At 70.1% G+C, this 20,150-nt stretch carries 15 protein-coding genes and 1 pseudogene; 9 read left to right on the top strand and 7 right to left on the bottom strand.

The window, feature by feature from the left end:
- Positions 1-85: 85 nt before the first annotated feature.
- A pseudogene (locus ACFVXC_RS03725) lies at positions 86-229 on the bottom strand (MerR family transcriptional regulator); the annotation flags it as partial.
- A gap of 87 nt (positions 230-316) precedes the next feature.
- On the opposite strand from ACFVXC_RS03725, the gene ACFVXC_RS03720 reads away from it, so the two are divergent.
- The 6 genes from ACFVXC_RS03720 (at position 317) to ACFVXC_RS03695 (ending at position 8,974) form a co-directional block, all read left to right on the top strand.
- Positions 317-4,768, top strand: coding sequence for a hypothetical protein (locus ACFVXC_RS03720; protein WP_389901079.1), 4,452 nt, complete (start codon positions 317-319; stop codon positions 4,766-4,768).
- A gap of 39 nt (positions 4,769-4,807) precedes the next feature.
- Entirely contained in the window at positions 4,808-5,647 is an 840-nt protein-coding gene (locus ACFVXC_RS03715; RefSeq protein ID WP_389901077.1) for a Crp/Fnr family transcriptional regulator, read from the top strand.
- Positions 5,648-5,732: 85 nt separating this feature from the next.
- On the top strand, positions 5,733-6,524 hold the full coding sequence (locus ACFVXC_RS03710; RefSeq protein WP_389901075.1) for a hypothetical protein: 792 nt from the start codon (positions 5,733-5,735) through the stop codon (positions 6,522-6,524).
- Positions 6,525-6,792: 268 nt separating this feature from the next.
- Positions 6,793-7,536 carry a hypothetical protein gene (locus ACFVXC_RS03705; RefSeq protein WP_389901074.1) on the top strand — a complete coding sequence of 248 codons (744 nt, stop codon included), beginning with the start codon at positions 6,793-6,795 and terminating at the stop codon, positions 7,534-7,536.
- Positions 7,533-7,841: a helix-turn-helix domain-containing protein gene (locus ACFVXC_RS03700; RefSeq protein ID WP_389901072.1), complete on the top strand. Its 309-nt coding sequence runs from the start codon at positions 7,533-7,535 to the stop codon at positions 7,839-7,841. Before ACFVXC_RS03705 ends, ACFVXC_RS03700 begins: the two co-directional genes overlap by 4 nt.
- Positions 7,838-8,974, top strand: coding sequence for a hypothetical protein (locus tag ACFVXC_RS03695; protein WP_389901070.1), 1,137 nt, complete (start codon positions 7,838-7,840; stop codon positions 8,972-8,974). Before ACFVXC_RS03700 ends, ACFVXC_RS03695 begins: the two co-directional genes overlap by 4 nt.
- Before the next feature lie 412 nt (positions 8,975-9,386).
- On the opposite strand, the gene ACFVXC_RS03690 is transcribed toward ACFVXC_RS03695, so the two are convergent.
- On the bottom strand, positions 9,387-10,553 hold the full coding sequence (locus ACFVXC_RS03690; protein ID WP_389901068.1) for a magnesium and cobalt transport protein CorA: 1,167 nt from the start codon (positions 10,551-10,553) through the stop codon (positions 9,387-9,389).
- 138 nt (positions 10,554-10,691) lie between these two features.
- Here ACFVXC_RS03690 and ACFVXC_RS03685 point away from each other — a divergent pair, with 138 nt between their 5' ends.
- A complete protein-coding gene (locus ACFVXC_RS03685; RefSeq protein WP_389901066.1) occupies positions 10,692-11,900 on the top strand; it encodes a winged helix DNA-binding domain-containing protein in 1,209 nt (402 codons plus the stop codon).
- A gap of 14 nt (positions 11,901-11,914) precedes the next feature.
- On the opposite strand, the gene ACFVXC_RS03680 is transcribed toward ACFVXC_RS03685, so the two are convergent.
- A complete protein-coding gene (locus ACFVXC_RS03680) occupies positions 11,915-12,721 on the bottom strand; it encodes a response regulator transcription factor (protein WP_389901569.1) in 807 nt (268 codons plus the stop codon).
- A 193-nt stretch (positions 12,722-12,914) separates the two neighbouring features.
- Between ACFVXC_RS03680 and ACFVXC_RS03675 the strand changes: the two genes are divergently transcribed.
- Positions 12,915-14,600 carry an AMP-binding protein gene (locus ACFVXC_RS03675; protein WP_389901064.1) on the top strand — a complete coding sequence of 562 codons (1,686 nt, stop codon included), beginning with the start codon at positions 12,915-12,917 and terminating at the stop codon, positions 14,598-14,600.
- 317 nt (positions 14,601-14,917) lie between these two features.
- On the opposite strand, the gene ACFVXC_RS03670 is transcribed toward ACFVXC_RS03675, so the two are convergent.
- On the bottom strand, positions 14,918-15,520 hold the full coding sequence (locus tag ACFVXC_RS03670) for a hypothetical protein (RefSeq protein WP_389901062.1): 603 nt from the start codon (positions 15,518-15,520) through the stop codon (positions 14,918-14,920).
- A 401-nt stretch (positions 15,521-15,921) separates the two neighbouring features.
- Between ACFVXC_RS03670 and ACFVXC_RS03665 the strand changes: the two genes are divergently transcribed.
- Complete coding sequence (locus ACFVXC_RS03665) at positions 15,922-17,547, top strand: AMP-binding protein (protein WP_389901061.1); 1,626 nt, start codon at positions 15,922-15,924, stop codon at positions 17,545-17,547.
- On the opposite strand, the gene ACFVXC_RS03660 is transcribed toward ACFVXC_RS03665, so the two are convergent.
- The 3 genes from ACFVXC_RS03660 to ACFVXC_RS03650 all read right to left on the bottom strand — a co-directional run bounded on the left by ACFVXC_RS03660 (position 17,525) and on the right by ACFVXC_RS03650 (position 19,867).
- Entirely contained in the window at positions 17,525-18,079 is a 555-nt protein-coding gene (locus ACFVXC_RS03660) for a GNAT family N-acetyltransferase (protein ID WP_389901059.1), read from the bottom strand. The genes ACFVXC_RS03665 and ACFVXC_RS03660 overlap by 23 nt on opposite strands.
- Positions 18,080-18,183: 104 nt before the next feature.
- Positions 18,184-18,918: a hypothetical protein gene (locus tag ACFVXC_RS03655; protein WP_389901057.1), complete on the bottom strand. Its 735-nt coding sequence runs from the start codon at positions 18,916-18,918 to the stop codon at positions 18,184-18,186.
- 49 nt (positions 18,919-18,967) lie between these two features.
- Positions 18,968-19,867, bottom strand: coding sequence for a serine/threonine-protein kinase (locus ACFVXC_RS03650; protein ID WP_389901056.1), 900 nt, complete (start codon positions 19,865-19,867; stop codon positions 18,968-18,970).
- Between the last annotated feature and the right edge of the window lie 283 nt (positions 19,868-20,150).

Raw genomic sequence — 20,150 nt, 5'->3', positions numbered from 1 at the left:
CGGGGCTTCGTTCTCCCCGAATTCTCCCCAGCGGCGGGCTCCTGCGGGGCGTAGAGCGGGGCGAGACAAGCGTTGGCACAGGGATGGCCGCTAAGTCCTCGGCCCGCGCCAGCTGTGTACGGAGCTTCTCCACCTGCTCGGCCGCATCCTGCTCAGATCTGTGCACGCGCTCCAGCAGGGCCTCTCGCTCGTCCGTCGTGAGCTCTTCGCCGGCGTCGAGGCGGTCGGTGGGTTTGCTCGGCGGTCTTCGCATACGCGCGGTAGTGTCCGCGCACGCGCGCGGCCTATCTGGCCGGGCCGCAGGGGGCAGGGGGGCATGGTGGCACCGCGGCTGGGTGGCGAGACGGACAAGTTCGGCAACCGCTACGAGGGAGCCTGGACGATCAGGCACGCCCTGTACGTACTGCTGGGTTCGGGCACGTCGCTCTGCGTCGAACCGGGCGGGTCGCTGGGTGACGGCGTCGAGTTCGTCTACCGGCACGACCACGGGACGGAGGTGCACCAGGTCAAGCGGCAGAACCGCAACGCGAACAGCTGGAACGTGGCCTCCCTGCACGCCAAAGGAGTGTGGGAGAGCCTGCGTTCGCATGTCGAGGCGGGCCGGACGTTCCACTTTGTCTCCGTACTCCCCGCCCGTGCGCTCGATGAACTCGCCGACCGCGCCCGCCGTTCCGACGATCTCGCCTCCTTCGAGGCCGAGTGGCTGACGGACGCGCTCCGGGGCCCCTTCGACTCCCTCGCCTCGGGAGGCATCTACGGCTCGACCACGACGGCCTGGAAGATGTTGAGAGGGCTCCAGGTGGAGTGGCATGACGAGCGGGACCTCGTGCGTACCAACGCTGTCCTGGCCGAACAGGTCCTCGCCGGAGCACCGGGCCGACTGGCGGCGCTCGCCCTCGGCCAAGTCCTGCTCGACAACTTGGGAACCACCCTCGACGCGGCGGCCCTCGCCGCCCGGCTGGCGCCGTACGGACTGGGGGGTGTCAGGCGGGCCGACAGCGTCGCGGTGGCCGACGCCGTGAGAACTGCGACGCGCCGGTGGACGGCGAGCGTCGAACGTTCGCTGCTTCGGCCCGCAATTCCCCGGCAGGAGGCCGCCTTTCTTGCGGCGGAGGCCAGGGAGGGCACCCGGCGGCTCGTCCTGCTGACCGGCACCGCGGGCGGTGGGAAGAGCGCCGTGCTGCACCAAGCCCTCAAGGCTCTCGATGAGGCAGCCACTCCGGTGCTCGCCTTCCGTCTTGACCGTCTGGAACCCTTCGGCTCCACCCGGGAACTGGGACAGCGTGTCGGGCTGCCCATGTCCCCCGTCGGAGCTCTTGGTGCCGTAGCGGGCGGGCGGCCATGCGTCCTCGTCGTGGACCAGCTCGACGCCGTCAGCATGGCGTCGGGACGCATCCCGGAAGCCTTCGACGCAGTGGCCGACCTGGTGGACGAGGCTGCGGTGCACCCCGGCATGCGGGTGGTCCTGGCCTGCCGTGCGTTCGACGCCGAGGCCGACGCCCGCATCCGCAGGCTCGCCGAGCCGGACCACTGCACACGCGTCACGGTCGGGTCGCTTTCCGACGACCAGGTGGACGCCGCCGTCACCGGAATGGGGCTGGACGTCTCGCGACTGTCTCTGCCGCAACGGGCGTTGCTGTGCTCACCGCTGCATCTTGTCCTCCTGGCGCAGGTCGCGGACAAGGAGGAGGCACTCCTCTTCCGCACCACCCGGCAACTCTTCGACGCCTTCTGGGACACCAAACAGGAGGAGTGTGCCCGGCGTCCGTCCGTGCGTTTCCACGACGCGGTCTCGGCGGTCGCTGCCGCCATGAGCGCGCGTCAGCGGCTATCCGTGCCGCACAGCGTGCTCGACACGGACGACCTCGTCGCCAGTCGGAAGGTGCTGGAGTCGGAGCACGTCTTTGTGCGCGACGGCCATCAACTGGCCTTCTTCCACGAGAGCTTCTTCGACTACGCGTTCGCCCGCGACTGGCTCCGACGAGAAGAGGGCCTGGTCGTCTTCCTTCTCGGTGGGGAGCAGGAATTGTTCCGCCGCGGACAGCTCCGGCAGGTGCTCGATCACCTGCGGGATCTCGACCCTGAACGGTTCGCTGAGGAGGTTGAGGCCCTGCTGACCAACCAGGACATTCGATACCACCTCAAGCACCTGATCCTGGCCGTGCTGCGTGGCCTGGACGCTCCCACCGCCATCGAGTGGGGCGCCGTCGCCCGGGTGCTGGATACGCGCCCGCCCTTCCGCGACCGCCTGGTCGACATGCTCGGCATGCCCGCCTGGTTCTGTCGCGGGGACGACGAGGGTGTCTTCGAGGGCTGGCTCGACAGCGCCGACATGAGAGAACAGGACTGGGCGGCACGGCTGTTGGTCTCGGTTGCCCATGCCCTGCCCGACCGGGTGGCCCGCCTGCTTGAACCGCGCGTCGCTGACCCTGAGTACGGTGCATGGCTGATCCGGATCGTGCCCCACGCCCGCCTCGCCGGCAGCCGGCCCCTCTTCGACCTCTTGCTCGACGGCGTACGAGCGGGCCTCTTCACTGGCGTCGAACAAGCGCTTTGGGGCCCGGCGGGCGACCTGGTGGTCGAAGAGCCTACGTGGGCGGTCGAGCTACTGGGCGCACTGCTGGCGGAACGCCCGGACCCCCTCCGGCTCGACGAGCAGGGCAGAGTGGCGGTACTGCTGCACGGGGACTACGCGGCACTCCAGACGGTGACCGCAGCCGCTGCTGGCGCACCGGAGGCGTTCTGCGCCCGGGTACTGCCGGTCCTGCTGGCCGTCATGCGCCTGACCGCCTACCCGGAACGTGTGGGGTGGCCCGTCCACGACCGCCACTTCTCCTTCCGCTACCCCGGCGACGACCCCGACGACCTGGGCGACGCCCTGCTGCAAGGCACAGCCGAAGCGCTGCGGAGTACGGCAGGCCGGGACGCCGGGCGAGCGCGTCAGCTCGTGGAACCGCTGGTGAAAGAGCCGTACGACGCGGCGCAGTGGCTGCTCTACCAGGCACTGGCTGCAGCTGGGCCAGACCTAGCCCAGTGGTCCGCCGAAATTCTTCTCCAGGGCGGGCGCCGTCTGCTGTCCGGATACGCGGCCAATGTCGCGTGGGGCGCCCGTGAGGTCCTCCGCGCCGTCGGAGGAGCCCTGTCCGACAGTACTTTCGGGCGGCTGGAGCAGTCCCTGCTCCACCTGCGCCTTCCTCCCGACGAAGAGCTCTCGCCCTGGCACGAGTTCACCTTGTTGACATCGCTTCCCGAAGCGAGGCTCTCCGCGCGGGCGACGCGCCGGCTCGGGGAACTTCGCAGGTTGCACGGCGACCGGCGGGAGCCGGACGAACCGGAGGGCGTGACGGGTGGGTTCGTCGGTCCGCCCATCCCGGCGGAAGCGGCCCAGCACATGAATGACGACCAGTGGCTGAGGGCCATGAGGAAGCACAACCGGGACCGAACAGACTGGGCGACCCAAACCGGCGGGCCGCGCGAACTGTCCCACGTGCTGCGGAGCATGACGGCGGCGGACCCCGGTCGGTTCGCGCGGCTCGCCGTGCGTATCGACGCGGGGGTGCACCCGGCCTACGGCGCCTCACTGCTCCTCGGCCTCGGAGAGGCCGAGCCGTACGACGATCCGGAGACCGTCTTCGCGGCCGTGCGCCACTTCGCGGTCACGGGCGGGCCCGAGCAGGACCGGTGGCTGGGGCACGCCCTGCGGAAGTACCTCGACCACGTGCCGTTGGACCTGGTGGAGGCGCTGCTGAGCCGCGCTCTCGACTCGGGAGAGCCGAGCGACGTCGCCCGTCCTTCCGGCGCGGACGAGGACAACGTGACGCGTGACCTGCTCACCGCTGGGATCAACACCGTACGGGGCTGCGCGGCCGCGAGCATGGGCGATCTGCTCGCCCATGACGCGGACGGGTCCCGCGCCGGCCTGATCGTCCCTCACCTGGGCCGACTGGCGGCCGATCCGTCCCTCGACGTCCGGGCGTGCGTGGCCCACGCGTTGGGTGCCGCGATCCGCCGCGACCGCCGGGCGGTTGCCGACGCCTTCGCGGTGCTCGTCCAGGCCCCTGACCATCTGCTGGCGTCGCCGTACGTTGCCCGACTGGCCGTTGCCCTGATGCATGGAGACCCGGCGTCGGCCGGACCGCTGACGGAACGCATGTTGCACTCCTCGGTGGAGCCGGTGCGCCGGGTCGGCGGCCAGATCGCGGCGCTGGCCGCGATGGAGTGGGAGACGCCTGACCTGCTGGCCGAGGTGGTCGGCGGGAGCGACACGGCGCAGCGGCAGGGAGCCGCCGGCGTGTGCGCTCAACGCCTCCTGAACACCGGTGACGAGGCACTTGCCCATCACGCACTCGTGAGGTTCTTCCACGACTCCGATCAGGAAGTGCGGGAGGCCGCCGCCGCGGTGGCCGCCGCGTTGCGCGGCCGACGCCTGAGGCCCCACCGGCGGACACTGGTCGCACTGATCGACTCCCGCGCCTTCGGGGCCGCCCTGCCTCAGCTGATGATCACACTGGAGCAGGCCCCGGACCGGGTCGACGAACTGGTTCTGGCATGCGTGCGGCGCTTCGTCGCGGTGTTCGGCGCCGCTTCGGCCGACATCACCCGCGGGGCGGCGGCCGACGCACGTCATGTCGGCCGCCTGCTGGTCCGTGCGTACGTCCAGGCATCTTCGCCAGCGCGTCGGTCCGAGATCCTCGATTTGCTGGACCGACTGCTGCTCCTCGGGTCCTACGGCTTGGCCGAGGCGATCGACGACTCCGACCGGGGCTGAACGGGACCAGGCCTGCCCGGCCCGTGGGAGGCGTCGGGCGTGCGCCGCCGTGCGCCCCAGCGTGCGTCCGGCGCACCGGCGGACCGGGCGGAAAGGCTCACCGCCGCGGTGAGCGAGTGCTGTGCTGTGCAGATGATGCACGGCTCGAATCCCAACGTCCGCGCGGCCTTCCTCGACACGTTGTCCTCCGAAGCACGCGCGGCCTTCACCCGGCTCGGCACGCGACATCGCTACGCCGTGGGAGACGTACTCATCCACGAGGGCGACCATGCCCAGGAGTTGATGGTCCTCCACGAGGGCTTGGTGAAGGTGACCGCCCGGCTGGACCGTGACCGGGTCCTGCTCAGGGACATCAGGATCGGCGGGGACGTCGTGGGCGAGGTGGCGGCGATGGGCGACGGGCCGCGCTCGGCCACGGTCACTGCCTGCGGCGATGTGATCGCCGCCGTCGTCCCGAAACATGAGCTGGAGACCTTCCTCCTTGCCCGCCCCGAGATGTCGCTGTCGCTCATCCAGATGGTCTGCGGCCGACTGCGTCGATCCGACCGGCTGCGGCTCGAACTCGGCGGATACCCGGTTCCGGTTCGGCTGGCGCGGGTCCTCGTCGAACTTGCGGAGTCGTACGGGCAGCCTGCAGAGACGTTCAGAGGACCCAACTGGAACAAGGTGCGAATCGAGGTGAGTTTGTCCCAGCCGGAGTTCGCCGCTCTCACCGCGTCCACCACGGACACCATTCACAAGGCTCTGGCTCGCCTGCGGCAGCGCAAGATCATCACTACTGGCGACCGGAAGACCTCAGTTGAGGACATGACCTGTCTGCGCAAGCTAGCCCGGATGAGCGGGCCGTCACCGAGGAGCGTGGCAAGTAAGCCGCACTAATGCGGCTCAGGTATTTGCTCCTGCCCCTTCCTCCCATAGTTGGCGTGCACCGCACCCAACCCCCTTTGGAAGGTGGCGAGTTGTCATGAACGAGATCTCACCTCCCTGGCCGCCGGCCGGCCTGCCGCTCCGTCGGCTGTGCCTGGCCGTGGACGTGGAGCAGTACAGCCGTCTCGACACCCTGACGCAGTCGGTCGTCCAGTCCGAGCTGGTCCTGTTGCTGGACGAGGCGGCGGAGCTGACCGGCCTGGACCGGGCAGCCTGGACGCGCCAGCCGCAGGGCGACCTGGAGTTCGCCGTTCTCCCCGAGGCCACGCTGGAGGATGCCGTGCTGGGCCCCTTCGTCCACCATCTCGCGGTCCGCCTCGGGGACCGCAACGCCCGCCCGGCCGCCCAGCGGGTCAGGCTGCGGATGGCCGTGGACACCGGCGTGGTCGCGGATGCCGCCCTCGGCCACGCCGGCCCGGCCCCGGTCGCGGTGGCGCGCTACGTCAACGCGCCCCAGCTCAAAACCGTACTCGCCACCCTTACCGCAGCGGATCTCGCCGTTATCGTGTCGGACCGTTTGTACCAGGACGTCGTGCGGTCCGGGCGTCCGGAGCTCGACCGCGCGCAGTACGTGCGGGTCCATGTGTGGGTGAAGGAGTTCGGTGGTTACGGCTGGATCCGCGTGCCGGGCCAGGCGCCGGACGAGGTGCGGTCGGCCCTGGCGGAGATGCCGGAGCCGAAGTCCTCGCCGGACACCGGTGCTCCGAGTGGGACGCCCCTGTCCCAGTACGTACACCAGGGCGCCGCCGTCGGCCGGGATGTCGTCGGTGGTCTCACTGTCGGCCTGCCCGTGTCTCTTCCGCCGTCCGGCTCCGGGCACACCCGGTGATGGCCCCCTACAAGGCCCCGCCATGGCGCGAGCGGGGGGACAACCAGTGGGCGGACTACGGGGTGAACGTCGGTCACGCCGTGTACGGCGGAGTTCACTTCTACCCGCCCGCCTCGCCGTCCCCGCGCCGGAACGGGACGGCGCACCGAGCTCGAACGACGTGGCACGCGGCTGTGGGGGCGGCCCTGACCGATCTCGCACGGGCCTGCGGCCGAGTCACTGTCGCCCTGGCGTACCTCCGGCCCGACGAGGCCGGAAAGGAGGAGGAATGACATCGACCGGAGCCGGGAGCGTCTTCGCCCGGATCGACCTGACCGTCCTCGGACCGCCCGGTGCCACGCGGCCGTCCCTCATGGTGCACGTCGGCTCCCGTGCGGTCCTGCTCACCCCGGAGGAAAGCAGGAAAGCGCTCTACGGACCGCGAAGGGACGCGACTCTGGGCGCGGCGGTCTGGCGCCAGGCTGTCACCGAGGCCCGCCGCGAGCCGCGGGACGGCGACGACATCGGCCGCCTCCTCGTCGTCTGGCTGGTTCTCCCCGGGCTGTACCGGAACCTGTACCGGATTCTGCGCCTCTGGCGGCAGGTCGACCAGGCTGACCTGGAGGCGGAGGCCGTCCTGGCCGTGCTCGCCGCACTCGACGCGGTAGACCCGGACGATCCGGACACGGGCGGTCGCCTGATCAAAGAGGCGGTGAACCGGATGTGGGCTTACGCGAAGCGCGTCACACGGGAGATCCCCGTCGTCGACATCGGAGCCTTCGCCGAGGCCCGCAACTCCACCGCACCGACGGAGGAACGGCCCCGCCCGCCCGAGGGGTGGGAAGTGCACATCACGCCCCCGCCCCGCCGAGAGGGCCTGTACGCCACCATCCGCTTCGCCGAGCCGCACCCTCGGCGAGGCGGCCGACGGACCGGTACGCGTCTGCCCGACATGGTGTTCCGGGCCCGCCGCCACGAGGAGGCCGACCTCATCGGCACGCTGGTCCTGCGCCCCGCGGGAGCACGGCGGTGAGCGGGCGGTCCGGCCCGCCGCTCGGCTTCGCGGAGGCCCTCGACCTGCCCCTGAGCGTCGACCTGCGCACAGCCGCCCGTGCCTTCGGTATCTGCCCCGCGACGGCGTACAAGCTGATCCGCCTCGGAGCTTTCCCGTGCCCCGTGCTGCGGGTCGGCGGACGTTACCGCATCCCCACCGCATACCTGCTGCGCACGCTCGGCATCGAGGAACGGCCGGTGTACGCCGTCCCTCTAGAGGACGACGCGGCGTCCGCCGCCCGATCCCAAGACAGCCACGCCCACGTATCGGAGGTTCCCGCATGACCACGTCACAGACGTTCCGACAGGAGTCCGAACAGCCCCGGATGTGCTTCGTGGTCGGTCCCATCGGCGACCCGCACGCCGCGCACGACAGCCCCGAGGGCGAGGCGTACGAGCACCACCTCGGCATCTTCGAGCAGGTGATCGCCCCCGCTTGCGAGAAGTTCGGCATCAGCGCCGTGCGTGCGGACGGCATCGCGCACGCCGGTGACATCAACGAGCAGATCTGCCGGCACGTTGTCGAGTCCTACCTGGTCGTCGCGGATGTCAGTGGCGGCAACCCCAACGTGATGTACGAGCTGGGGCTGCGGCACATCACCGGCAAGCCGACGATCCACATCGGGGAGGCCGGGCAACTGCCCTTCGATATCGCGTCGATCAGGACCATCCGCTACCAGCGCACGCGCAGTCACCTGGCAGGAGCGCGCAAGGAGATCGAGGGCGCCCTGGAGGCCGGGCTCCGGGACGGCTTCGAACTCCTCACACCGGCACGGGTGCTGCGCGGACTCCAGTCTGGTGATGGACCGGGCTCCGCCTCGGGGGTTGCTGACGGAGAGAAGGAGGATGACGAGGACTCGTCCGGTCTGCTCGACGACTTCGCCGTGATCGAGGACGGGCTGGACGAGATGACCGCCGATATGGAGGTGATCACGAAGACGATCGAGACGATTGGAGCGCTGACCGAGCAGTCAGGCACCGAGATGCTCGATCTGACCCAGGCGAACGCACCCATGAGCGCACGGCTCGCCGCCGTCGCCCGGTACGCGGAGACGATCAGCGCACCGGCAGGTGAACTGAACACCGCCGCCACTGCGTTCGCGGAGCGGATGGCGACCCTGGACAGCGGGGTGCGGGCCGCGCTTGGGCTCATCGAGATGACCCCGTCCGATGAGCGAGGCGAGGGAGCGGAGGAGTTCCTGGAGCAACTGATGTCCCTGGACGAGGCCGCACAGGACGGCCTGGCGCAGATCGGCTCCTTTGGCACCTCGGCGGGCGCCATGGTCCGGGTGAGCCGGCACCTCCGCAAGCCCGTGAAGGAGATCTCCTCTGGGGTGGAGCAGATGACTTCCGCCATCACGAGGATGGGAGAGTGGGCGGCTAAGGCCCGTGCGCTGACGCATAATGCCACCGGATGACACTGCCTCGCAGGGACCCGGACCTCTTCTGAGGGCCGGGCCCGTGCTGTGGACAGGTACGCTGCCCACTACGAAATCCTCTTGAATTCATCGCTGCACCCATGGGGCTCGTGGTGCTTGGTCGCCCAAGTTCGCGATGTGCTTACGGATTTGACCGCTATTGTGCGGCTGCAGTGTACCTGCGCCTGCCCCTCCGCGCAGTGGCGCGGCCCGCCTCCCCAGATCTCGATACGACGATGACGTCAGTGTCGTTTCCTCGCGGCAGGGGGAAGGAATAGGTCACACAGGGTTCTGAACGATGCGCGGCGGGCAAGGACTGGCGCTGAGTGCCGCACATTCTCCCCAGCGGGCCGAAAGCGATGCCCGGCAACGTTCTCGGCCCCGGAGTTGGCTGAACGTAGTGTGCGCACAGCTACAGCCAATCCCGCCGCTTGAAGATGAAGTACAGACTCACGCACACCGCCGCCATCAGCAAAATCGCGAACGGATACCCGGCCGCCCACTTCAGCTCGGGCATCGTCTCGAAGTTCATCCCATAGATCGTCCCCACCAACGTGGGTGCAAACAGAATCGCCGCCCAAGAAGAGATCTTCTTGATCTCCTCATTCTGCTCGAACCCCGCCTCCGCCAGCGCCCGCATCTCCGCGTTCTGCTGCTGCGTGACGAGTGTGGAGTTGACCGTGAGGATGTCGGCGAGGGCCTGGCGGAAGCCGTCTACGCGTTCGCTGGTGTGCGTGACGTGGTCGGCGACGTCTCGTAGGTAACGCTGGAGTTCCTCGTCGGTGCGGTACTTCGCGAAGCCCGCCATCAGGGAGTGCAGCATGGCCACGAGGGGGCGGGTCGCGCGTTGGAACTCGACCATCTCGCGGGAGAGTTCGTAGATGCGGCGCGATACCGCCGGGTCGCCGCCGAAGACCTCGGTCTCGATCTCGTCGATGTCGTTCTGGACGCCGGCCACGACAGGGGCGTACCCGTCGACCACTGCGTCCAGGATCGCGTAGAGGACCGCCTCCGGGCCGAGCATGAGCAGCTCCGGACTCTCCTCCATGCGGCGGCGTACGGCGGTCAGGTCCGGGGCGGCGCCGTGGCGCACCGTGATGACGAAGTCGGGTCCCACGAACACGTGCAGTTCGCCGAAGTCGACCTCCTCCGGGGCGTCCAGGTAGCGGGCCGCGCGCAGGACGACGAAGAGGGTCTCCCCGTACCGCTCCAGCTTCGGCCGCTGATGGGCCTCCATCGCGTCCTCGACGGCGAGCTCGTGCAGGTCGAACTCGGCAGCCAGGGAGAGCAGTTCGGCCTCTGTGGGGCGGGCCAGGCCGATCCATGCCATGCCGTCCTGCTGATCGCGCAGCTCCCGGAAGGTGTCGGCCAGGGAGGAAGGCGTCGCGACGCGGACCCCGTCCCGGTAGAGCGCGGCCTGTACGACGCTCATGGCGTCCGCCGGGGAGGGGGACGCGGGCGTGGCATCGGGGTTTCGGGAGGCCCCGTTCCCCGAGGCCGAAGCGGTGCTGGCCGGGTCCGTGCGTCGCCAGCCGTGCCTCTTCGCGCCCGGTACGGGCCGGATCCGGCGCTCCGCCATGCTGGCTGCCTCCGAGGTCGAACGTGTGTCTTGGGTAGCTCCGAAGCAGGATATACGTCCCAAAAGTCGCGAGCGTGTCGACATCCTCGGTGCACTTGCGGACCGAGGATGTCCGCAAGCCCCGCTAACGTGCGGAGCATGACGAAGACGACGCGGACGACGGGCATGCGGACGAGTACGCCGGGCACGCCGACGGCGACGGGTGCCCACAAGCGCACCGCCCCCGTACTGGGCACCCGCGCCCTCAATCGCGCCACCCTCGACCGTCAACTCCTCCTCCGCCGCTCGGCCGACCTCTCCGTCGAGGCCGCCGTCGCCCACCTCGTCGGCCTCCAGGCGCAGAACGTGAAGCCGCCCTACTTCGCCCTCGCCGCCCGGCTCGAAGGGTTCGACCCGGAGGATCTGTCCGGGCTCCTTGCCGCGCGCGACCTCGTACGCATCGTCACCATGCGCTCCACCATCCACCTGCACACCGCCGACGACGCCCTCACCCTGCGCCCGCTGGTGCAGGGCGCGCGCGACCGTGAGCTGTACGCCTTCCGCAAGGGTCTTGTCGGCGTGGACCTGGGGGAACTCGCCTCGCTCGCCCGCGCCGCCGTCGACGAGGAGCCCAGGACCATGAAGCAGCTGCGGGAGGTCCTGCTGTCCCGCTGGCCCGACGCCGACCCCCCATCACTCGCCGTCGCCGCACGCTGCTCGCTGCCGCTGGTCCAGGTCACCCCGCGTGGTCTGTGGCGCCGCAGCGGGCAGGTCGCGCTCACCACCGCCGAGCACTGGCTCGGCCGCCCGAGCGAGCCGGTGCCCGCGCCCGACGGCACCGTTCTGCGCTACCTCGCCGCCTTCGGGCCCGCGTCCGTCAAGGACATGCAGACCTGGGCGGGCCTGACGCGGCTGCGGGAGGTCTTCGAGCGGCTGCGGCCCCAACTGCGTACGTTCCGTGACGACAACGGCGTCGAACTCTTCGACCTCCCCGACGCGCCCCGCCCCGACGCGGACACTCCGGCTCCGGTGCGCCTCCTTCCGGAGTACGACAACCTCCTGCTTTCGCACGCCGACCGCGGCCGGGTCGTGCCGCCCGAGTACAAGGGCCGTGCCTGGAAAGGGAACTTCGCCTACAGCGTCTTCCTGGCCGACGGCTTCCTCGCGGGCGTATGGCGCGTCGAGGAGGGCGGGGGAGGAGCCAAGGGTGACAAGGACTCCGCCGTCCTCACCATCGAGCCGTTCGGCACCCTGACCAAGGCGCGGCGCGGCGAACTGACCGACGAGGCCGAGCGGTTGTTGCGCGGCCCGATGAGCCCGGCCACCACCACGTACGACATCCGGTTCGGCACGGTCATCGAGCGCTGAACGGCGTGGGGGCGCTACGGCAGCAGCCCCGCCCTCCGCGCCGCCACCACCGCCTCCAGCCTCGTATGCGCCCCCAGTTTCCGCATGGCCGCCCGCAGATACCCCTTCACCGTCTCCGGGCGCAGCCCGAGCCGCTCCGCGGCCACCGCGTTCGTCACGCCCCCGGCCACGCACGTGAGTACGTCCACCTCGCGCGGTGCCAGGGACACCGAACGCTCACGCCCAGGCGGCAGGGTGGCCGCCGAGGCCAACCGGCCGCACACCGCCAGGATCTCCGCCCGCAGCGCCGGGTCGACGATCCGCGGTGCCAGCTCCCGCAGCACGCCGTGCGCCTCGCGGACCTGCTCCCACGCGGGCCCGGCCCCCGCCTGCGGCTCCCGCGCCGCCACCAGGAGCGCCCGCACCTCGTCACGTACGGCAAGGGCCTGCTCCACGTCCCGGGCCGCCGCCACCGCGGCCGACAGCGCCCGGTCACCCAGCGGCTGGGCCGAGCGCAGGGCCCCGTACAGCACACCTCGCACCCGCCGCCGTACCACCACCGGCACCGCGAGCACCGAGCGCAGGCCCTCCGCGGCCACGGCGCTGTCGTACTCATGGCTGATGTGGCGCGAGTCGTGGTAATCCGTGACCGCGCAGGGGCGCGAGAGCGCGACCGCCTTGCCGCCCAGACCGTTCCCGGACGACACCGCGAGTCCGGACAGCGCACGCGTGCCGGTGCCCGTCAGCTCGCCGATCCTCACGTGCCGCTGCCCTTCGACGAGCCCTCCGAAGGCCACCGGCAGCCCTGTGCCGCGACGCAGCCGCAGCAGCGCGGCCCGCATCTCGACCGCCTCGCTTCCGTCCGCCGTCACGCGTCAGCCCTTCCACTTCGGGATTTTCACTTCGGGACACCCCCGTACGGGGGTGGTGATACCCGCATCACGAATTACACGATGTTACGTAGCGTCCGGCAATGACCCCGGCGAAGAGCCCGGCAGAGGCGCCGGGCACCGGACCGGCGACGAGGAGAGCGCAATGACGACGACGGGCACCAGCGGCACGCACCAGTTCCGGACGGCTCGGGACTTCCTGCTGCGGCATCGTGAGGACTACGCGGCTGCCTACGAGGGGTTCGCCTGGCCGCGGCCCGAGCGGTTCAACTGGGCGCTCGACTGGTTCGACGTCATCGCTCGCGGCAACGACAGGACCGCGCTGCACATCGTCGAGGAGGACGGGCCCACCTCCCTCTTCTCCTTCGCGCATCTGTCCGCCCGCTCCAACCAGGTCGCCAACTGGCTCCGCGCCCAGGGGGTGCGCGCCGGTGACCGTGTCGTCGTGATGCTCGGCAACCAGGTCGAACTGTGGGAGATCGCCCTCGCCGCGATGAAGCTGCGCGCGGTCGTCATCCCGTCGACCCCGCTGCTCGGCCCCGTCGACCTGGGCGACCGGATCCGGCGCGGGCGCGCCCGCCATGTGGTCGTACGCCCCGAGGACACGGCGAAGTTCGATGCCGTGCCCGGCGACTACACGCGCATCGTGGTGGGCGGGAACCAGTCCGGCTGGATCTCCTACGATGCTGTCGCCGACGCCTCTGACGCCTTCGAGCCCGACGGCGTCACCCGCGCGGACGACGCGCTGATGCTCTACTTCACCTCGGGCACCACGGCCCGCCCGAAGCTGGTCGAGCACACCCATGTGTCGTATCCCGTAGGCCACTTGGCGACGATGTACTGGATCGGCCTCAAGCCCGGCGACGTCCATCTCAACATCTCCTCCCCGGGCTGGGCCAAGCACGCCTGGTCCAACCTCTTCGCCCCCTGGAACGCGGAGGCGACCGTCTTCATCCACAACTACACACGCTTCGACGCGAGTCGGCTGATGGCCGAGATGGACCGGGCCGGGGTGACGTCGTTCTGCGCGCCGCCCACGGTGTGGCGCATGCTCATCCAGGCCGACCTGACCCAGCTGCGGACACCGCCGCGCGAGGTCGTGGCGGCCGGTGAGCCGCTGAACCCCGAGGTCATCGACCAGGTGCGGCGCGACTGGGGCGTCACCATCAGGGACGGCTTCGGCCAGACCGAGACCGCCGTGCAGGTCGCCAACTCACCTGGCCAGAAGGTGAAGTCGGGCTCGATGGGGCGGCCCACACCGGGCTTCGCCGTCGAACTCCTCGACCCGGTGACCGGAGAGCCGGGAGCGCTGGAGGGTGAGATCTCCCTCGACCTCGCGGCGAACCCGGTCGGTCTGATGGTCGGCTACCACGGCGACCCCGAGCGCACCGCCGAGGCGATGGCAGGCGGCTACTACCGCACCGGCGACATCGGCTCCCGCGACGCCGACGGGTACCTCACCTATGTGGGGCGGAGCGACGACGTCTTCAAGGCCTCCGACTACAAGATCTCGCCCTTCGAGCTGGAGAGCGTGCTGCTTGAGCACGAGGCGGTGGTGGAGGCCGCGGTCGTGCCCGCGCCGGACGCCCTGCGGCTGGCCGTGCCCAAGGCGTACGTCGTGCTGGCGAAGGGCTGGGAGCCAGGCGCGGAGACGTCGGAGGCGATCTTCGAGTACACCCGGTCGGTACTGGCCCCTTACAAGCGCATCCGGCGCATCGAGTTCACGGAGGAGCTCCCCAAGACCATCTCCGGCAAGATCCGGCGGGTCGATCTGCGGGAGCGGACGGCGGAGGGGACGGGGAGCGAGTGGGTGGAGCGCGCCAAGCGCTGAGGTCCTGCTGAAGCTGAGCGCGGCAAGCGCTGAGGTCCTGCTGGAGCGGAACGCCTGAACTCCGACGTCGTCTTCGCGGCGAGACCCAGCTGACGCGTGGGCGTGTGGCTGGCCCCTCGTGCGCGCTGGAACCGAGCGGTGGTGCCGCGCGCTGGAACCGAGCGGTCGTACCGCTGGCACACGGCTGGACCGGGGGCGTACGAGGCCTGGCCTCCTCTGTTCCCGGCTGTCCTGTGTGTTCGGGGGCTACTGGCCTCAGCCGCGCCGTGGAGGCCGGCTGAGCCGGGCGGGCCGGGAGCGGCCCGCCCGGCGGCGCGTCACTTGGTCGCCGCGAACTTCCAGACGAACGGCTCGCCGTCCTCCTCGGACCAGTGGACCTCCAGGTCCTTCGCGCCCTTGGGGACCAGATAGGTCTCGCACAGGACGTGGGACTCGCCCTGCTTCCAGCCCTCGATGGACGAGGAGTCATCGCAGCCGGGCGCGTCTTCGGCGGCGCCGATGATCAGGGTTCCGCGCCGGCCGTCCGCCCAGACGGTGGTGGAGTCATTCGCGTCCGGGCTCTCCGTGAGGGCCGCGCCGGACTTGTGCGTGTACTTCACGTAGGCGATGGCCGGGACCAGGCCCTTGGCCTCCTTGGGGTCCGACACCATCTTCTTGGTGTCGGCCTCCGTGCCCAGTTCGACCTTCTGCGCGGTGAGCTCGTAGGTGACGGAGGCGTCTCCCTCCTTCACCTTGCCGGTGGCGCTCTCGCCGGTGCCGCGCGCGCCGCCGGACTTGGGCGACGATTCCGCGCTCGCCTTGGCCTTCGGCTTCTCGTCCGTGGAACCCGACGCCTTGTCGTCGCCGCCGCATCCCGTCAGCGCGAGGGCGAGCACGGCCACGGGCGCGGCAGCGCGCAAAGCGGTCTTCCTGTACAGCAAAGTGAACTCCTGGCAGAAATGAGTCAGCCGCGCACCACAAAGTCACCCCGTGGAGCGGCCGTTGAGCGGACAGCATATGAGTCGATCACCCAAGGGGGCGAGGCGGTTCCGCACCGTACACACGAGGTTTGTTCACACTTGCGACGGATACGGGATAAAGCACACGCCACTGGCCGCACGCTGTCGAACCCCGTAGGAGCACGCTGGTTCGGCGTCGCGGTACGCACCTTGACCCCGGCCAACGCCACCGTGCTGGGCGTCGAGACATAGGCGGGTGTCACTGCATGCCGGGACGACCAGGTCGCGCCGCTCTTTCGGACGCGCAAGGCTCGACGCGGCGCTGATCCGCGGGTGACACTTGACGCCGCCCAGTACCGCGAAGGGGAGTTCCAGTGAGTCCGGTGAGTACGAGTCTCCGTGCGGGTGAACTGTCGTATGCCCACGGTGTCAGCAAGACGCCTTTGCTCGGTGACACCATCGGGCGCAATCTCGACCGGGCGATCGAGGCCTGGCCGGAGCGGGACGCGCTGGTGGACGTGGCCGCGGGGAAGCGGTGGACGTACAACGAATTCGGTGCGGCCGTGGAGCGGCTGGCGCGGGGGTTCATGGGGGTCGGGGTCGGCAAGGGCGACCGGGTCGGCATCTGGGCGGTGAACTGTGCCGAGTGGGTGCTCGTGCAGTACGCCACCGCGCGGATCGGCGCGATCATGGTGAACATCAATCCGGCCTACCGCGCGCATGAGTTGGAGTACGTGCTCAAGCAGGCCGGGGTGACGGTTCTGGTCGCCACGCTGTCGCACAAGTCGAGCGACTACCGGGCGCTGGTGGACCAGGTGCGGCCCGGCTGCCCCGAGCTGAGGTCCGTCCACTACATCGAGGACGGCTCGTGGGACGAGTTGCTCGGTGCGGCGGGGGCGGTGGACGCCGGTCAACTGCACGCGCGTGAAGCCGAATTGAGCTGCGACGAGCCGGTCAACATCCAGTACACGTCGGGCACGACCGGATTCCCCAAGGGGGCGACCCTCTCCCACCACAACATCCTCAACAACGGCTACTGGGTGGGCCGTACGGTCGGTTACACGGAGCAGGACCGGGTGTGCCTGCCCGTGCCCTTCTATCACTGCTTCGGGATGGTCATGGGTAACTTGGGTGCTACGTCCCACGGCGCCTGCATCGTCATCCCGGCGCCGTCCTTCGATCCTGTCGCCACGTTGCACGCGGTGGAGCGCGAGCGTTGTACGTCGTTGTACGGGGTGCCGACGATGTTCATCGCGGAGCTGAACCTCTCCGACTTCGCCACGTACGACCTGAGTTCGCTGCGCACCGGCATCATGGCGGGCTCGCCCTGCCCGGTCGAGGTGATGAAGCGGGTGGTCGCCGAGATGCACATGGAGGAGGTCTCCATCTGCTACGGCATGACGGAGACCTCTCCGGTCTCGACGCAGACCCGCCGCACGGACGACCTGGAGCGGCGGACGGGGACGGTGGGCCGGGTGCTGCCGCACATCGAGGTGAAGGTGGTCGATCCCGTCAGCGGCGTGACGCTGCCGCGGGGCGCGTCGGGCGAGCTGTGTACGCGGGGCTACAGCGTGATGCTCGGCTACTGGAACGAGCCTTCGCGTACGACGGAGGTGATCGATGCGGGGCGCTGGATGCACACGGGTGACCTGGCGGTCATGCGGGAGGACGGTTACGTCCAGATCGTCGGGCGCATCAAGGACATGATCATTCGGGGTGGCGAGAACATCTACCCGCGTGAGATCGAGGAGTTTCTGTACGGCCACCCGAAGATCGCGGATGTCCAGGTGGTGGGGGTTCCCGACGAGCGCTACGGGGAGGTGCCGCTGGCGTGCGTGATCCTGCGGGACGCGGATGATCCTCTGACGTCGGAGGAGCTGCGGGCCTTCTGCGAGGGACAGTTGGCGCGCTACAAGATCCCGGCCGGGCTGCGGATCCTGGAGAGCTTTCCCATGACGGTGTCGGGGAAGGTGCGGAAGATCGAACTCAGGGAGCGGTACGGGGTGTAGTTCCGTCGCGGGTGAGCTCGCGGCGCATGGTGACGCGGGGCCAGCGGTCGAGACCCAGTTCGGCCTCGTGAGCGCGGATCTTCCGTAGCCCCGGAGTGAGTTCGGCCTCGTCCAGTACGCGGAAGCCGATGCGGGCGTAGTACGGGGCGTTCCAGGGGACGTTTGCGAAGGTGGTCAGGGTGAGGGCAGCTCGCCCGGCTTCGCGGGCGCGCTCCGCGGTGTGCTCGATCAGGGCCTGACCGATGCGGTGGCGCGCGGCCCGGGGGTGCACGGTGACTTGCTCGATGTGTTCTGCCGCGTCTACGGGTTCGCTGATGAGGTAGGCGACGGGGGCGCCGCCGCTGTCGCCCGTGCCCGGCCCGGTGGCCACCCAGGCTCGGCCCGCGCGCCGGAATTCCTCCAGGAGGTCCGTGCCGGGGGGTGCGTCGTCGGCGATGGCTGCCATGCCCAGGGCGCGGAAGGGTTCGCCCGCGGCGCGCTCGATCTCCTGGAGCGTGGGGAGTTCTGCTCTTGTGGCTGGGCGGATGCGCATGGGGGGAGTATGCCGGTCCGTCCGTCGGCGGCCGATGGCTTTTCTGTCCCGCCGCTCCGTGGCGGTACGCCTCCCACCACGCGTCGGGACCCCGCGGGGCCGCGTCACCCCGCCGACATCAGCTCGTCCGCCGCGCCGTTCACCGGCTGTGGTGTGCCTGTCAGGTCGATGACGAACAGTGGGATGGACAAGGCGTCCGCGCGTGTGCGGGCGGCTTCCTCGTAGCCCGCGAGGCTGAAGCAGACGCAGCTGACGGACTCGGCCATCGCGCTGAGCCATACGCACTCCACGTCACGGAGCGAGGTCGGTTTCACGGACGGCTCGATCAGGGCGATCACGCCTCGCGCCGCCACCCGCACCCCCGATGGCGCCCGCTTGACCGCTCCCCGGATGTCCGCGTACCCGAGCCACCGCAGGTAAAGAGCCGCCACCGTCACCGCGTCCTGCGCCGTACGCACCGGCACGGGCTGGAAGGCGGGCCGCGGCGTCGGAGCCGTCGGGGGTGGGGGTATGTGCGCGGGGGGAGTGGGGGTACTCGGCGCGGCCGGAGGCGGGGGAGCAGCTGACGGCGCCTGCACCGCCCGTACCGGAATCCGCAGCACCGCCCCGCACTCGCACTCCAGCTCAGGCTGTGGCCACTGGTCCCGGCGCCCGCACATCCGGCACCGCACGATCACCCACTCGTCCGCCCACGTCCGGTCCGTCACCGGAGTCACGGTCGCTCCGCGTGCCACCGGCGGTACCACCGGGGCGCCGCACGCGCAGGGGTAGGACGGTGGGGCGTACGCGTGTTGGCGCCGACAGGCCGGGCACCGTACCGGGACGTCGCTGTCCGTCATCACCCTCACCCGTCACCGTTACCGCTCACCGTCACCGCTCACCGGTTCGTCATGTCCATCGTCCATCAAGTGAGCTTGCCGCGGCAGCTAGTTGAGCCAAGAACAGTGCCTTTGCCAGGGTCAAATCCCGGCGGCGGCTGCCCGGCAGGGGGAGGCCCGCCATACGGGCGACGGTGCGCGGCGCGGGCCTCGCCGCGGGGTGCGTGGCGAGGCAGGCGGTGACCAGGGGCAGCAGCTCCTTCGGCAGGTCCGTCAGGTCCGGGTCCGCGCCTGCGGTGGGGAAGGGGTCGCGCCCCGTCGCCGCGAAGGCGACGACCGCTCCGAGCGAGAAGACATCCGAGGGAGGTCTGGCCACTACTCCCTGTGTGGCCAGGAGCTCGGGCGCCGTGTACCCCGCCCTTCCCTCCCCTCCCACGAATCCGACGGCCGTGCCGAAGTCGACGACGCGGGGGCCAGCGGCGGCCATGAGCACGTTCGACGGCCGCAGGCCTCCGTGCGTCAGTCCTGCCCGGTGAATGTCGTCCAGCGCCTCGGCGAGTGCGCTCACCAGGGCGAACAGTTCCGCCGGCCCCGTCCGGGTCGTGGCGAGTGCCGGCCCGTCGGCGGTCCGTACCCGCTCGGCGAGCGTCGGGCCGGGGACGTACTCCGTGGCCAGCCAGGGCGCCGCACCCTGCGGATCCGCGTCGACGAGCGCGGCGGTGCGCCGCCCCCGCACCGCGCCGATCGCGGGGAGCTCGCGGGCGAAGCGCGTACGGAACTCCTGGTCACGGGCCAGGCCGGGGTGCACCACCTTCAGGGCGGCGGCACGCCCCGTTGCGTCGTGCGCGAGGAAGACCCGTCCGAGGCTCCCCTGCCCCAGCAGCCGCCCGACCGCCCAGCGGCCGTACCTTTGCCGGTCCTGTCGGGCGGGCGAGGTGTCCGGTGACGACGTGTCCGGTGAAGTGGCCACGCGCGACCCCCCGATGGTGTGGCCCGAATCCAACGCCGAATCCAACGCCGAGTTCCATGCCGAGTTCCATGCCGAATTCAACGACTGGGACGCGCCCTTCGGGCGGCCCGGTTCCCGGACATCTCTTGACTGTCTCCACCGCCCCCCCCTACATTGCTTCCATATAGCAGAACATACTTTCCACAATGCGGAAACAGAAGCTCACCGCGGGGCGCGACGGGAGCCGGATCCGCCAGCCGTATCCGTCAGCCGAATAGCTGATGAAGCTGTCGAAGCTGTTGTC

This window comes from Streptomyces sp. NPDC058257 (genome assembly GCF_042881845.1).
In the GTDB taxonomy this organism is placed as follows: Bacteria; Actinomycetota; Actinomycetes; order Streptomycetales; family Streptomycetaceae; genus Streptomyces.
Note: the sequence above shows the minus strand (reverse complement) of the source record. Positions and strands in the feature narration are given on the sequence as shown.